At 70.0% G+C, this 14,494-nt stretch carries 12 protein-coding genes; 2 read left to right on the top strand and 10 right to left on the bottom strand.

Annotation, left to right across the window (positions count from 1 at the left end):
• From FL311_RS32110 to FL311_RS32090, 5 genes are all read right to left on the bottom strand, one after another.
• A partial coding sequence (locus FL311_RS32110; protein WP_141331203.1) for a DUF1254 domain-containing protein occupies nt 1-1,352 on the bottom strand: 1,352 nt, incomplete at its 3' end.
• 111 nt (nt 1,353-1,463) lie between these two features.
• A complete protein-coding gene (locus tag FL311_RS32105; protein WP_141331201.1) occupies nt 1,464-2,354 on the bottom strand; it encodes a hypothetical protein in 891 nt (296 codons plus the stop codon).
• 110 nt (nt 2,355-2,464) lie between these two features.
• Nucleotides 2,465-3,604 (bottom strand): hypothetical protein, encoded by a 1,140-nt coding sequence (locus tag FL311_RS32100; RefSeq protein WP_228557218.1) that lies wholly within the window; start codon nt 3,602-3,604, stop codon nt 2,465-2,467.
• A 25-nt stretch (nt 3,605-3,629) separates the two neighbouring features.
• Nucleotides 3,630-4,796: a type II asparaginase gene (locus FL311_RS32095; RefSeq protein WP_141331199.1), complete on the bottom strand. Its 1,167-nt coding sequence runs from the start codon at nt 4,794-4,796 to the stop codon at nt 3,630-3,632.
• Nucleotides 4,797-4,832: 36 nt separating this feature from the next.
• Nucleotides 4,833-6,500 carry a bifunctional aspartate transaminase/aspartate 4-decarboxylase gene (locus FL311_RS32090; protein ID WP_141331198.1) on the bottom strand — a complete coding sequence of 556 codons (1,668 nt, stop codon included), beginning with the start codon at nt 6,498-6,500 and terminating at the stop codon, nt 4,833-4,835.
• A 236-nt stretch (nt 6,501-6,736) separates the two neighbouring features.
• On the opposite strand from FL311_RS32090, the gene FL311_RS32085 reads away from it, so the two are divergent.
• Both FL311_RS32085 and FL311_RS32080 read left to right on the top strand, forming a co-directional pair.
• Nucleotides 6,737-7,750, top strand: coding sequence for a formylglycine-generating enzyme family protein (locus FL311_RS32085; RefSeq protein ID WP_141331196.1), 1,014 nt, complete (start codon nt 6,737-6,739; stop codon nt 7,748-7,750).
• Nucleotides 7,751-7,951: 201 nt separating this feature from the next.
• Nucleotides 7,952-9,022: an ornithine cyclodeaminase family protein gene (locus tag FL311_RS32080; RefSeq protein WP_228557217.1), complete on the top strand. Its 1,071-nt coding sequence runs from the start codon at nt 7,952-7,954 to the stop codon at nt 9,020-9,022.
• Between the two features lie 10 nt (nt 9,023-9,032).
• Here FL311_RS32080 and FL311_RS32075 read toward each other — a convergent pair whose 3' ends face one another.
• From FL311_RS32075 to FL311_RS32055, 5 genes are all read right to left on the bottom strand, one after another.
• The gene (locus FL311_RS32075) at nt 9,033-10,031 is read right to left on the bottom strand and encodes an NAD(P)H-quinone oxidoreductase (RefSeq protein WP_141331192.1); all 999 of its coding nucleotides are present in this window, start codon (nt 10,029-10,031) and stop codon (nt 9,033-9,035) included.
• Nucleotides 10,018-10,545, bottom strand: a complete 528-nt coding sequence (locus FL311_RS32070; protein ID WP_046713949.1) for a MaoC/PaaZ C-terminal domain-containing protein — start codon at nt 10,543-10,545, stop codon at nt 10,018-10,020. The genes FL311_RS32075 and FL311_RS32070 overlap by 14 nt, the downstream gene beginning before the upstream one ends.
• Nucleotides 10,542-11,432 carry an aldolase/citrate lyase family protein gene (locus FL311_RS32065; RefSeq protein ID WP_141331190.1) on the bottom strand — a complete coding sequence of 297 codons (891 nt, stop codon included), beginning with the start codon at nt 11,430-11,432 and terminating at the stop codon, nt 10,542-10,544. The genes FL311_RS32070 and FL311_RS32065 overlap by 4 nt, the downstream gene beginning before the upstream one ends.
• Nucleotides 11,429-12,661, bottom strand: a complete 1,233-nt coding sequence (locus FL311_RS32060) for an aminotransferase class I/II-fold pyridoxal phosphate-dependent enzyme (RefSeq protein WP_141331188.1) — start codon at nt 12,659-12,661, stop codon at nt 11,429-11,431. Before FL311_RS32060 ends, FL311_RS32065 begins: the two co-directional genes overlap by 4 nt.
• A gap of 6 nt (nt 12,662-12,667) precedes the next feature.
• Nucleotides 12,668-14,494: condensation domain-containing protein (locus tag FL311_RS32055; RefSeq protein WP_228557216.1), on the bottom strand; the 1,827-nt coding region annotated here is incomplete at its 5' end.

Below are 14,494 nucleotides of genomic sequence, written 5' to 3'. Positions count from 1 at the left end.
CGCGTGCTCCTGCATCCGCGCTGCGTGAACTGCCATCCGGATGGGGACAGCCCCTTCCAGGAGATGGGCTTCAAGCCGCATGACCCGCCCGTGACGCGAGGCCCCGAGGGCTTCGGCGTCGTGGGCACCGGCAGCCAGTTGGACTGACGCGCGGCCTCCGGGGGCGTGCTCTGGAGGAAGAACGAGATGGAGCCATCCTCGGACCGCCTCAACGTGCGCGAGCGATCTCCCAGCGAGTACCGGTGGATGTCGTTCTCCACCAGCATGTGGCTCTTCGCGTCGTACGCGGTGAGGGACCAGAAGAAGCGCACCGGAGGAATCGCCTCCTTGGGGAAGCGCAGCACGTAGCGGGCACGCGCCCCATCGAGCGGACGGCCGGCGCCATCCAGGTGGGTGATGGGATAGACGGCCTCGGCCGCTGAGTTCGCGTAGAGGTAGTTCCACGCCACTCGGGCGCGCAGCGCGTAGTCGTCGCCGAAGTCACCCACCTTCGGGTCCGGCAGCTCCCACCCCTGATGCAGCATCGGCCGCTGCTGGATGGACTCGCGGGCCTCGCGGACTCCCGCCAGCATCGCGTCACGGAGGACCGGTGGCAGCGACTTCGCGTCGAAGGACTCCCCGGGGCGCACCCCGGCGCGCGCGAGCCTTGCCAGCAGCGGTCGCTCCGCGTCGGAGAAGCGGTGCCACTGCATCATGAAGTTGAGGTACTCGAACGCCTTCAGCGACGCGTCCGCCTTGTCATCGAAGTACGGAGGCCACGAGACCTCGGGGAGCTTCGGCGCCGGCAGCCCGGAGAACACGTGGAGCGGCGTCGCCTTGAACTCCCGCTGGAGCGGGACCGCGGCTGACAGGTCCTTCGGGCCGTCCACGCCGACGCGCAGCAGCGCCGCCACGAACCAGGAGTCGGAGCGGATGATGCTCGCGTCCTTCAGCGGCTCGGGCAGCGGCCCCGTCCAGTCAGGCCCCGAGACGACGAACCGCCCGGGGGCCGTGCCCGTGGCCCGCGTGCCGATGTACGGCAGGTTGTTCGTCGTGATGTCGACCAGCTGGATGCAGAAGTAGCGCCCGCTCAGCTCCGGCGTCTCCACCACCACGGGCCCGCCTCGCAGGTCCAACACCGCCACCGAGTAGAGCGTGTCGTTGTTCGGGGAGACGACCTCCCGGTCCTCGGGGGTGAACAGCCGGGAGAAGTGCAGGAACTGGTTGGCGGGCCGGAGCTGTGGCGACTCCGGACGGAAGTTCAGCGCGAACAGCCGATAGTGCTCCACCAGGGGCAGGCCGAAGACATACGCCTCATGCGCGAGGTCTCGCGCCTCCTGGGGCGACAGCCCCGTGGTCGATTGCTCCAACATGACTCACCTCGATGGCGTGGGTGCCGGGTCCGAAGCCCGGCTCATGCCCGCAAGCTGAGCCGCCACTTCCACCCGGGCAACGCCGTCGCCGGACGGCAGGGGGTGAGCCCGCTACGCCGGCACGCCACCGGGAGGAACCCGCTTCGAGCCCCCGGACTCCCCATGTCGCTTCACCCACAGCTTGTACGGCGTCAGCGCCAGGACGCGGATGACGACGTACGCGCCCACCACGCCCGCCACCTCGAGCGCCCGGTAGTTCGGATAGCTCTGGGTGATGATGGTCATCGACAACACCGGATGCGCGAAGGCCGCGGCCAGCACCACCGCCTTGCGGTCCTCCATTCGCGGCGCCCCCGCCCAGTGTCCCAGCACGGCCGAGATCGTCACCAGCATCACCAACGCCACCACCGCGAGCCACGCGGTGTGGATGAGCTTCGGACCAACGATGAAGAGCACGCCCACCGACACGGCGATGAGCAGCACGTTGAACACCCGACCACACCAGCGCGCGAGCCTCCGGGCCAGGCTCGGGAAGTAGTGCCCCACCGCGACTCCCACCATGAGCGGAGGGACGATCTTCACCAGCAGCAGCTGGAAGACCAGGCTCGGCGCCGCCCTGAACTCGACGCCCAGGAGCCGGTCCACGCCCCGCACCCAGAGCGGCACCGTCACCAGCGCGAAGAGGCTGAGCAGCAACAACAGGTTGAGGGACGTGGTGCTGCTGGCGCCCAGCGAGCGGGCCTGGTTCACCTGGAGGGGCGCGCCCGGACAGACGGCCATGAGCAGGATGGCGCTGGCCACCACCGTCGGCAGCCGGAAGACATGGACCAACGCGATGGCCACCAACGGCACCAGCAGGAGCACCACCAGCAGCGAGCGCGCATACAACGCCGGGCGCTCCAGGACGTGCCGGAGCTCACCGGGCCTTCGCTCCAGTCCCTGGGTGAACATGAACAGGGTGACGATGTTGCCCAGCACGAACACGGCCAGGGTCCTGAGCATGCCCGCCTCCTCCCAGGCGGCACGCACACGAGCCGCCGTCGTTGGATATCCTCACGTCCGCCCGCGGCCGACAGTCCTCGGCGGACAGGCACCCGAGCGAAGGCCGCCGCTCAGCCCATGCTCTGGCGCAGCTGGTTCACCACCGCCAGGAACTGCCGGTCCACCATCAGCAGGATGACGAGCGGCGCCAGCCCGGCCGCGCCCACCGCCAGCAGCCCGCGCTGGTCCCACGGGAACAGCTTCATCTTGCGAGCCACCATGAAGGACGAGCCCAGGTCCGCCAGCGACGAGAAGTCCGGCGCGCCGAGCGCGGGGAGCTCGGGCTGCTTCTGGAACCATCGGCCCTCGAACTCGCGCGAGTGGTGCGCCGCGACGGCGGAGAACCACGGGTCTCCTCGCCGCTTGGCCGCCACCAGCGGCCGGAAGAAGCACGCCAGTGGCGCGAAGACGGCCAGGCAGGCCAGCACGGCATAGAGGACCTGGGGCATGATGTAGTCCAGCGGGGACTCGGTGATGGCGGCGGCGTTCGTCCGGAACGAGTACGACGCCACCGGCACGGACACCGCGAACACCACCGGCGCGAAGCTGGCCTGACAGACGGCCAGGAACCCCAGGCCGCCCGACTGGTCCGGGTGCGTGAAGGCCAGGCGAAGCGGAAGCCGCGAGACGCGCAGCAGGAAGACCGCCCACACGACTCCGCGCCACAGCCACCGCAGCACCAGGAAGCGCACCAGCGGCTGGGCCACACAGAGGTACCAGCCGCCCGCGAGCGACGGCTGGCCCCAGGACGACACCTGCCACGCCCGCGACGGGTCCGGCGACGTGAGCCACGCGAACGCGATGACCAGCCCCAGCAGCACCAGCTCCACGCCCGCCGAGTCACACCACCGCGTGCACCTCCGGGCCAGCGCCTCCAGCGCGCCCCGTCCCCGCTCGCCCACCAGGTCCGCCCGGAGGAACTGACGCGCCGCCGCGCCCAGGCGGCTGTCGATGTAGGGGCCCGACGCCACGAGCACCGGCAGCGACAGCAGCAGCTCGCCATGGACCTGGAGATCCCGAAGCAGCAGGCGCGGGGCGTCGCCCCCCTGCATCCACGTCATCAGGACGAGCGGCACCCAGCACCCCAACGCGAGCCCGAGCGCGAAGAGGCCGGAGCGGCGCGGCTCGACACCCCGCAGCCGTCGTCCCAGCGTCTGGAACGGACCGCCCCTCACCAGCGAGAAGTCCGACAGCGTCTCCGCGTCCATCATGGGAGCACCCGCGAGCCGACGGGCCTCAGTACTCCTCGAACATCCGCTGCACGCGCGTGGGGTCCTGGGTCTCCAGCAGCGCCAGCTGGAGCAGCACGCGCGACTTCGCGGGGTTCAGCTCCCCGGAGGCCACGAAGCCCTTCTGGTCGTCGTTGATTTCGTTGTTGCGCAGCACCAGGCCGCTCGGCAGGCGCGTGCTGCGCACCACCACCACGCCCTTCTTCACGTGCTTCGCCAGCGTGTCGAGCGCGGGCTGGGTCATGTTCCCATCCCCCACCCCCGCGATGACCAGCCCCTTGGCGCCGTTCTTCACCGCCGAGTCGATGAGGTCCGGGCTCATGTTCGCGTGCGCGTAGAGGATGTCCACGCGCGGCAGCGTGCTCTCGCCCGCGATGGAGAACTCGGAGTCCACCGTGTGCCGCTTGTCCATCTTCTCGAACCAGTGGATGTCGCCCGTGTTGACCACGCCCGCGGGCCCGCGGTTCAGGCTGCGGAAGGTCTCCACGTTGGTGGTGTTCGTCTTCGTCACGTTGCGGGCCGCGTGGATTTCGTCGTTGATGACGATGAGCACGCCCCGCCCCTTCGCCTCCGGCGACGCCGCCACGGCCACCGCGTTGTAGAGGTTGCCCGGCCCGTCCGCGCTGGTGGCCGTGGCGGGCCGCATGGAGCCCACCAGGACCACCGGCTTGTCGCTCTTGACCACCAGGTCCAGGAAGTACGCCGTCTCCTCCAGCGTGTCCGTGCCGTGCGTGACGACGACGGCGTCCACGTCCGGCGAGGCCAACAGCGCGTTGGTCCGCTTCGCCAGCTTCAGCCACACCGCGTCGTTCATGTCCTGGCTGCCGATGTTCACCACCTGCTCACCGGACAGCCGCGCCAGCTTGTCCAGGTTCGGCACGCCCTTGATGAGGTCCTCCACCTTGAAGGCCCCCGCCTTGTAGCCATACCCCTGGGGACTGCCCTGCGCCCCGGCGATGGTGCCGCCCGTCGCCAGGATGCGCACCGACCGCGGCGGCTCCGCGTCCTTGCCCGCCTTCGCCTTCGTGCCCGCCGGAGCCTCGCGGGTCGACGCCGCGTCCGTGCCGGGGGGCGCGGGCCGGGCCTGGCCCTCCTGCGCGGCGATGCCCGCGCCCGTCAGCAGCAGGCCGACCGCGCACAACAGTCCTCGCATCGGGTTCTTCGAGCCATTCATGATGGGCCTCCGTCGAAGGTGGGAATCTTCGCGCGCTCACGAGTCCAGCTCGCGCCCCTTCCACTCCTGGATGGCGCGGATGACGATGTCCTTCAGGCCCTGGCCGATGCGCGGGTAGGCCTCGTCGTCCAGGTTCGCCAGCGACACGCGGGCCGACCACTCCGGCCCCTCGAAGCCGCTGCCGTTGAGCAGCACCACGCCATGCCTGCGCGCCAGCGCGAGCACGATGTCGAGCGGGTCATGCCGCGCCTCCTCGTACTCCACGAAGTCCTTCCCCACGTGCTTGCGCCCCCACGCCTCCAGGTCGAGCGTCTGGTAGTACGCCGAGCGCAGCGGGTCCTCCGGCAGGTCCACGCCCAGGCCCTGGTACAGCGCGGCCAGCCGCTCGCGGCAGATGCCCCGGCAGCGCTTCTTGTACGCGTCGTCCTTGTCCAGGAGCGCGAACAGCGAGAACAGCGACATCTGGAGCTGCTGCGGCAGGGACAGGCCCGCGGTGTGGTTCAGCGCCACCGCGCGGCTGTCCGCCACCATCCGGTCGATGAACTTCAGCCGCTCGGGCTCGAGGGTGATGGAGCCGTAGCGCTCCTCGAGCATCTCGCGCTGGGCGGCCGGAAGGCGCGCGATCATGTCGTCGAGGATGTTGTCCTCGTGGAGCGCGACCACGCCCAGGCGCCAGCCGGTGCACCCGAAGTGCTTCGAGTACGAGTAGACGAGCAGCGTGTTGTGGGGCAGCTCCGCCGCCAGCGAGCGGAAGCCCTCCACGAACGTGCCGTACACGTCATCCGTCAGCAGCAGCAGGTCCGGCCGCTTCTCCCGGACGGTGTCCACCAGCAGGTCCAGCGACTCGCGCCGCATCGCCGTCGCGCCCGGGTTGCCGGGGTGGACCACGAAGAAGGCCTTGATGCGAGGGTCCTCCAGCTTGCGCAGCTCCGACTCCGGATACTGCCATGAGTGCCGCCCCTCCTCGGTCATCTCGCTCTGCCGGATGTCCACCGTGCGCAGGTCGAACTCCTCCAGGCGCGGAATCTCCAGGTAGGGCGTGAAGATGGGCGTGCCCAGGGCGATGGTGTCCCCCTTCTGGAGCAGGCCGTTCACCATCAGCGAGCGGAAGATGTACGTCATCGCCGCGGTGCCGCCCTCGACGGCGAACAGGTCGAAGCGCCCCGGCGGCGGACGGCCATCACACATCTCCTTCGCCAGATAGGACTGAACGATTCGCTCCGCGTGGACGAGCATCCGGTCCGGCACCGGATAGTTGTCGCCGATGGCCGCGTCGGTGAGCTCCCAGACGAACGCGTCCTCGTCGAAGCCCAGCTCGCGCACGCCGTGCTCCAGCGAGTCGCGCAGGAGCCTCACCGCCGCGCTGTCCTCCTGTGCGTCCAGGAAGTCGCGCAGCCGCCGGGCGATGTCCGGTGACTTCGGCATGCCCGCGAGCCCCACCTCGGGCTCGTTCCAGGTGCGGCGGCTCTCGCTCAGCGCGAACTGCCCCATCAGGAAGAACGCCTCGCGCGGCGTGGTGGCAATCCAGTTGGGGTTGCCCCGCCCCGCGTTGAGCATCACCGCCGCGCGCGTCTTCGCGGACTCGTCCGCCATCTCGATGAGCGTGTCCTTCAGCTCGAAGGGGCTGAGCTTGTGGAGCTCGCGGGGCGTGGTGGTGTCCGTCCGCTCCCTCACGCGCGTCTCCGTCTCGGTCCTCGTCTCCATGAGCCCCTCCTGCACGTTGGCGACAGGACGTTGTCCACGCGTGTACACGCCGCCAATCCGAAGGCGGACACGCCGCGGGCGCTCGCAGGTCCGGGTGCCTCCGAGCACCCGGGGCCCCTCGGTCGCCCCGCCCCGCGGGGCCCGGTTGTCCCGCGCGACGAAGCCACCCAGCTTGCCGCCTGGGGCCACGAGCGTGCCCCTCCACCGGTGTGGACAGACGAAGAGCGAGGCGGCGGATGAGCGTGGATGTCGTCGGTGAAACCCAGGGCCTGCAGTCCCCCGTCTCGCGCAACGAGGTGACGGAGAAGGACGCCCCCGACATGGACCTGGTGTGGATTCCGGGCGGCACCTACTGGATGGGCTCCGACCATCACTATCCCGAGGAGAAGCCCGCGCACCAGGTGACGGTCAGCGGCTTCTGGATGGACCGCCACACCGTGACGAACGCCGACTTCGCGCGCTTCGTCGAGGCCACCGGCTACGTCACCGTCGCCGAGCGTCCGCTGAATCCGGACGACTTCCCCGGCGCCACACCGGAGCTGCTCGTGCCCGGCTCACTCGTCTTCCGCAAGACGGCCCAGCGCGTGAGCCTGAAGGACCTGACGCAGTGGTGGGCCTATACCCCCGGCGCCTGCTGGAAGGCCCCGGAAGGACCCGGCAGCACGTGGCTCGGCCGCGAGCGCCACCCGGTGGTCCACGTCGCCTTTGAAGACGCGGAGGCCTACGCCACCTGGGCCGGCAAGGCCCTGCCCACCGAGGCCGAGTGGGAGCGCGCGGCCCGCGGCGGCCTGGACCGCAAGGTGTACGTCTGGGGCGACGAGTTCTCTCCGGGAGGCCAGCAGATGGCCAACATCTGGCAAGGAGAGTTCCCCTGGCAGAACCTGAACACCGATGGGTTCGAGGGGACCTCGCCAGTCGGGAGCTTCCCACCCAACGGGTATGGGCTCTTCGACATGGCGGGCAACGTGTGGGAGTGGACCTGCGACTGGTACCAGGAGCGCCACCAGGGCAACGGCGGCAAGGCGTGCTGCATCCCCGTCAACCCGCGCGGCCCCGCCTCCAGCGGCAAGAGCCTGGACCCGAGCCTCCCGCACGTGAGCATCCCCCGCCGCGTCCTCAAGGGTGGCAGCCACCTTTGCGCGTCCAACTACTGCCTGCGCTACCGCCCCGCCGCGCGCTCGCCGCAGTCCATCGACAGCGGAACCTCGCACATCGGATTCCGATGTGTCGTCCATGTCTCGGACGCGTGAGACGCCAACGTTCCTCCCGGAAAAACGACCGGGTTCCGCTGGGTTGGGGCCCCCCTGTCGTGAACATGAAAGCCCTGCTAGTTTGCGCTCCCATTACAGAGCTGTGTTATCAGCAGATCCTGTTTCGCGAGTCAGCGACTGAAACAGCGGATTGGCCCAGGGGACACTCGAGTGAAGAGCGACGCGACACGGACACTGTTGGTGACTCGGGCGGACCTGCGCTGCATCGTGGAGGCAGTGGGTGCGGACGCGCTGATGGACGAGCTCATCCGCGCGCTCACCGACGCGCTGCGCACGTTCGACGGAGAGCTCACCGAGGTGCGCAAGCGGGACGGCTTCCTCACGGAGCATCCGCGCCAGCCCGGGTGTCTCGAGTGGATGCCGGTGATGCAGAAGGGCGGCGCCGTCACCGTGAAGATGGTGAGCTACAGCCCCTTCAACCCCGAGGAGCAGGGGCTGCCCACCATCATCGCGACCAACAGCCTGTATGACTCCAGGACGGGCCACCTGGTCGCGCTGATGGACGGCGTGTTCGCCACGGCGCTGCGCACGGGCGCGGCCTCCGCGGTGGCCACGCGCTGCCTGGCCTCGCCGGACAGCCGCGTGCTGGGCCTGGTGGGCTGCGGCGCGCAGGCGGTGACGCAGCTGCACGCCATCAGCCGCGTGTTCCCGCTCACGGAGGTGCTCGCGTACGACACGAACCCGGAGGCGCAGGCGTCGCTCGCGCGTCGCACGGCGTTCCTCGGGCTGGACGTGAAGCAGGTGTCGCTGTCGGAGCTGGAGGAGCGCTCGGACATCATCTGCACCGCGACCTCCATCGCCGTGGGCGCCGGCCCCGTCATCTCCGGCAAGGCGCTCAAGCCGCACGTGCACGTCAACGCCGTGGGCTCGGACCTGCCGGGCAAGACGGAGCTGCCGCGCGCGCTCCTGGAGAAGAGCCTGGTGTGCCCGGACTTCACCGTGCAGGCGCTGGTGGAGGGCGAGTGCCAGCAGTTGAAGCCCGAGCAGGTGGGCCCGGACCTCGTCACCCTGGTGAAGAACCCGGACCGCTACGAGTCCTGGCGCCAGCAGGCCACGGTGTTCGACTCCACCGGGTACGCGCTGGAGGACCAGGTCGTCACCGCGCTGTTCCTCCGTCACGCGGAGAGGCTGGGGCTGGGCACGTCGGTGGGGCTGGAGACGGTGGGCGGCGACGCGTTGGATCCCTACTCGCTCCTGCACGAGCCGGGGGCCGCGGCCCGCGGCAACCTGCGCCGCGCCACGGGGAGCTGAAGCCACCGCCTCAGAGCTCCAGGAGGATCTTCCCGAAGCTCGCGTTGGACTCCATGTACCGGTGCGCGTCCGCCACGCGCGCCAGCGGGAAGGTGGTGTCGATGACCGCGCGCACGCGGCCGTCGACGAGCCGGGGCAGCCAGCGCTCGCGGAAGCGCTGGACGACGGCGACCTTGGCGGCCAGGGGCAACGGACGCAGCGCCATGCCCTTGAGCTGGAGGCGGCGCAGCACCACCTGCTTCAGGTCCAGGTCGCCGCGGATTCCGTCCATCAGCCCCACGAGCATCAGCGTGCCGCCGAAGCGCAGCGCGCGCAGGTTGCGGCCCAGCGCCGCGCCTCCGACGAAGTCCTCCACCACGTCCAGGCCGCGGCCCTTCGTCCACTCGGGCACCGCGTCCGCGAAGTTCTCGCGCGTGCGCACCACGCCCGCGGAGGCGCCCAGCGCCAGACACCGGCGCAGCTTCTCGTCGCTGCCCACGGTGACGAAGACGGTGGCGCCCACCTCGCGCGCCACCTGGATGCACGCGGTGCCGATGCCGCTGCCCGCGGCGTGGATGAGCACGGACTGACCGGGCCCCAGTCCGCCCAGCTCGACGAGCGACTCGTGCGCGGTGCAGTACGCCTCGGGCGCGGCCGCGGCCTCGACGAAGGACCAGCCCTCCGGAATCGGGAGGGTCATCCCCTCCTCCATCAGGCACGCCTCCGCGTAGCCGCCGCCGTCCACCAGCCCGAAGACGCGCGCGCCGGGCTGGAAGGCGCGCACCTCGTGGCCCACGGCCTCCACCTCGCCCGCGACCTCGATGCCGAGCAAGGGACTGGTGACGCCGGGAGGCAGCGTGTAGCCGCCGGCGCGCTGGCTGGTGTCTCCGCGGTTGAGGGCGGAGGCGCGCACGCGCACGAGGAGCTGACGGGGGCCGGGGACGGGCCGGGGTCGGGTCTCCAGGTGGAGCTGCTCCGGACCGCCTGGAGTCCGCACGACGACCGCGGTCATCACCTCAGTAGTTCGCATCCACGTCCACGCCATGGCGCCGCAAGGGCACGAGGAAGGAGCGCTCGAAGGTCATCACGACGGTGCCGTCCGCCTTGAGGCCCTTCGTCTCCACGGTGACCACTCCCTGTTTCGCGCGAGAGCGGGACCTCCTCTTGGCCAGCACCCGGCTCTCCGCGTACAGGGTGTCCCCCACGAAGACGGGGGCCGTCAACCGGATGCGGTCCCACCCGAGGTTCGCCACGCCCTTGGCGCTGGTGCTGTTCAGACTCATCCCCCCGACGATGGCCAGGGTGACGAGGCTGGACATCAGCGGCCGCTTCCACTCGGTCTTGCTGGCGTAGACGGCGTCGATGTGGAGCGGGTGGGTGTTGAGGCTGAGCAGCGACTGCCACATGTTGTCCACGTCGGTGAGGGTGCGGCCGGGGCGGTGCTCGAAGACATCGCCCACCTCGAAGTCCTCGTAGAACAGCCCGTGTGTCTCGCGGTAGCGCTGCTTGCCCACCTTCTTGTGGGCGGCCACCATCTTCTTCATGAGTCCCCGCTCCCGGAGCCCGCGCGCAGGTGGACGGGCGCCATGGCCTCGTCATGCTGGACGCTCGCCAGCACCCGCCGCGCCACCGTCACGAGCGGGGGGCCAATCATGCTCCCTCCGACCACGTGGATGCCGCCCTTTCCGTCACCGGCCTGCGCGAGCACCCGGCGCGCGTGGGCCACCATCTGCGGCGTGGGCCGCAGCGCCGCGTGCACCACGCCGACCTGGTCCGGGTGGATGACGATCTTCCCGGTGTAGCCCAGCGCCCCCACCTTGCGCGTCTCCTCCTCCAGCCCCGACAGGTCTCCCAGGCCGAAGTACGGCGAGTCGATGGCGTTGAGCCCCGCGATGGCCGCCGCCATGGCGATGCGCGAGCGCGCATAGAGCATGGGCTCCCAGGACAGGGACACGCCCATCTGCGCGGACAGGTCCGCGGCGCCGAAGATGAGGCCGCGCAGGCGCGGCGCGGACAGGGCGATGGCGTCCACGGCCTCCACGCCGCGCGCCGTCTCGATGATGGCCAGGAGCGACAGCTCCGGGAAGCGGTCTCCCAGGAGCGCGTCCAGTTGCTGGATTTCGGCGGGCGACTCCACCTTGGGCAGCAGCAGGGCATCCAGTCGCGCGTTGGAGTCCAGCAGCGCGAGCACGTCGCGCAGGCCCGCCTCGGTGCGCAGGCTGTTGATGCGCAGGCACAGCGGCCCGCGTGGGCGGGAGGAGGACAGATAGGACAGCGCCAGCCGGCGAGCCTCCGACTTCAGGGCGTGGGGGACACCGTCCTCCAGGTCGAGCAGTCCCATGTCCGCGCCCACCTCCACCGCCTTGTCGAAGCGGGAGGGGTCGATGGCGGGCGTCACCAGGAAGGACCTGCACTGCAAGGGCATGGTCATGATGCGAGTGGCTCCGAGGTCCCGGGCGCCGCCAGCTCCAGCACGGCGTCACACAGCCGCTGGAGGTCCTCGGTGGACAGGTTGGAGCGCAGCATGATGCGAAGCCCCGCCCGCCCCTTGGGGACGATGGGGAAGAACACGGCGGACGAGTAGAAGCCCGCGGCCATCAACCGCCGCGAGCGCTCCACCGCCAGGGGCTCGGGCCCCACGTCGATGATCTTGATGGGGAAGTCCTCGCCCGCGGTCCGCGTGGGCACGCGCTCGTCGAAGTAGCGCACGTTGGCCCGGAGGGCGCGCTGTCGCTCGGCCAGGTCGGCGCCGCCGTGCAGCCGCGCCGAGGCCAGGCTCGCGCCGATGGCCGGAATCGACAGGCTCTGGGACCAGCCCAGCGGACCCGCGAAGCGGCCCACCAGGTCCGCGTGCTGCTGGGGCCCCAGCATGACGGCGCCGCCCGCCGTGCCGAAGCCCTTGCCCAGCGAGCCGATGATGATGGTGCGCGAGTTGACCTCGCCGCCCATCGTCGCGCGCACGTAGCCCTCGCCCGACGCGCCGTAGATGGAGAGCGAGTGCGAGTCGTCGAAGTAGAGGAACAGCCCGTACTTGTCCTGCAGGTGGAACAGGTCCTTCACGATGGCCACGCCGCCCATGGAGTAGAAGCCGTCCGCCACGTACGCGACGCGCGCGTGCTTGCGGCAGAGGTCCTCCAGGAAGTCCAGGTCGTTGTGCGGCGCGGTGATGACGTGCGTCTCATCCGCGCAGATGGGCTTGATGAGGTTCATCGAGAAGTGCGCGGACTTGTCGAAGACCAGGATGGGCTTGTGCCCGTCGGGCAGCAGGTGGCCGGACGCGATGAGGGGCAGGAGGCCCGCGCTGGCGGAGCTGGCGGAGTTGGTGACGATGGTCTTCGCGCGCCAGCGGTGGCTCAATTCCTCCTCGAGCGCGTCCAGGTCCGCCAGCCGGATTCGCAGCCGGGAGATGGACATGCACAGGGTGCGCTCGCGCTGGAGCACGTCGATGGCGCCCTGGAGCACGTCCGGGTGCGAGTCCAGCCCCAGGTACGAGCACGAGCACATGTTGATGAACTCGCGGCCATCCGGCAGTGCCAGCGTGCCGCGTCCGGTGTTATGCACCGACAGGTCCAGCAGCCCCGCTTCCTTCGCCGACGTGAACGACGGATTGCCGTGGCCGATCATCGACTCCGTGTTGCGATAGCGATTCTTGAGTTCCATGACCGCTCACTCCTGCCCTTCGAATCCTGGGATGACCGCGTCGATTCCGACCCGCATGTCCGGCGTCGCCAGCACCGCGTCGACGAGCGCGGAGAAGGCGTCACACAGTCGTCGCGCGGTGTCGGGCTCGAACAGGTCGGTGTTGAACTCCAGCAGCCCGGAGAACCCGTCCTCCTGCTCCTGGAGCGAGAGCGTCAGCTCGTAGATGGAGGCACCGCGATCCGACGGCATCGGCATCAAGGTCAGCTCCGGCAGTTCCAGCGATTCTGCGGGAGTGTTCTGGAGCACGAACATCACCTGGAAGAGCGGCGCCCGGTTCTGCTGTCGCTGGGGGACGAGGGTGTCCACCACCTGGTCGATCGGCACCTCCTGGTGCGCGTAGGCGCCGAGGGTGACGTCGCGCACCCGGGCCAACAGTTGCCGGAAGGAGGGATTGCCGCGCACATCCACGTTCAGCGCGACGGTGTTGACGAACAGGCCGATGAGCGACTCCACCTCCGGGAGCGCGCGGTTCGCGATGGGAGAGCCGATGACCAGTTCCTCCTGTCGAGCCCGGCGGCAGAGCAAGGTGCCGAACAGGGACAGCAGCGCCATGAACGGCGTCACGCGCTCGCGCTGGCACAGCAGGTTGAGCGCGTCACTGCGCGCGCGCCCCAGCGACACGGGAATCCAGGTGCCGTTGAACGTGCGCGTGGGAGGACGGGGCTTGTCGAGGGGCAGCTCCAGCAGCTTCGGCGCCTTCGCCAGGGCGTTGCGCCAGTAGGACAGCCGGGACTCCAGCTCGACACCGGACAGCCAGCGGCGCTGCCAGGCCGCGTAGTCGGGGTATTGAATCACCAGCGGAGGCAGCGACGGCGTCGAGCCGCGCGCGAAGGCGGTGTAGAGGTGGACCACCTCGCGGGTGATGACGCTCTCGGACCAGCCATCCGAGAGGATGTGGTGCTTGCTGAAGATGAACAGGTACTCGTCGTCCGCCAGGCGGATCAGACCGCCGCGAACCAGGGGTCCCTGCGTGAGGTCGAAGGGCTTGCGCGCGTCCTCGGCGATGCGACGGAGGACTTCTTCTTCGCGGTCCTCGCGGGCCCGGAAGTCCTCCAGCGGCAGGTCGATTCGCAACGTCGCGGCGACCTTCTGGACGGGCTGACCGGCTTCCTCGGTGAAGGTGGTGCGCAGGGACTCGTGTCGGTCCACCAGGGATTGGATCGCGGCCCGGAGCGCGTCCGGATTCAGCGCGCCCTTGAAGCGATAGGCCGCGGGCTGGTTGTAGGCCGTCGACTGGGGGTTGGCCTTGAACAGCTTCCACAGGCGCTCCTGTGAATAGGACAGCGGCACCGGCTTGTCGCGTGAGGCGGGGACGATGGGAGGCAGGGTCGCCAGCGGCGCGCGCGGCGCGGCCTCGATGCGTCGGGCCAGCGCGGCCACGGACGGTGCCTCGAAGAGCGTCGTCAGGTGGATGTCCGCCTTGAGCCGATGGCGGATGCGCGCCACCACCTGTGTCGCCAGCAGCGAGTGACCACCGAGGCTGAAGAAGCTGTCGGTGACGCTGACCCTCGGCAGCTTCAGCACCGACGCGAAGGCCTCCGCCAGCTGCGTCTCCAGCGTGTCCCTCGGCGCCACGAAGGGCGCCACGCCCCTCAGGCTCGCCAGGTCCGGCGCCGGCAGCTTCGCCCTCGCCACCTTCCCGCTCGGCGTCAGCGGCAGCGCCTCCAGCCTCACCAGCGCCGGCGGCACCATGTACTCCGGCAGCTTGCGCCCCAGCGCCTCCTTCAGCGCCTCCGGCTCCCACGCCGCCCCCGCCCTCGGCACCACGTACCCCACCAACCTCCTGTCCCC

Source organism: Myxococcus sp. AB025B (assembly GCF_006518215.1).
Taxonomy (GTDB): Bacteria; Myxococcota; Myxococcia; order Myxococcales; family Myxococcaceae; genus Myxococcus; species Myxococcus fulvus.
The sequence above is the reverse complement of the archived record's forward strand: the minus strand, read 5'-3'. Positions and strand labels throughout refer to the sequence as shown.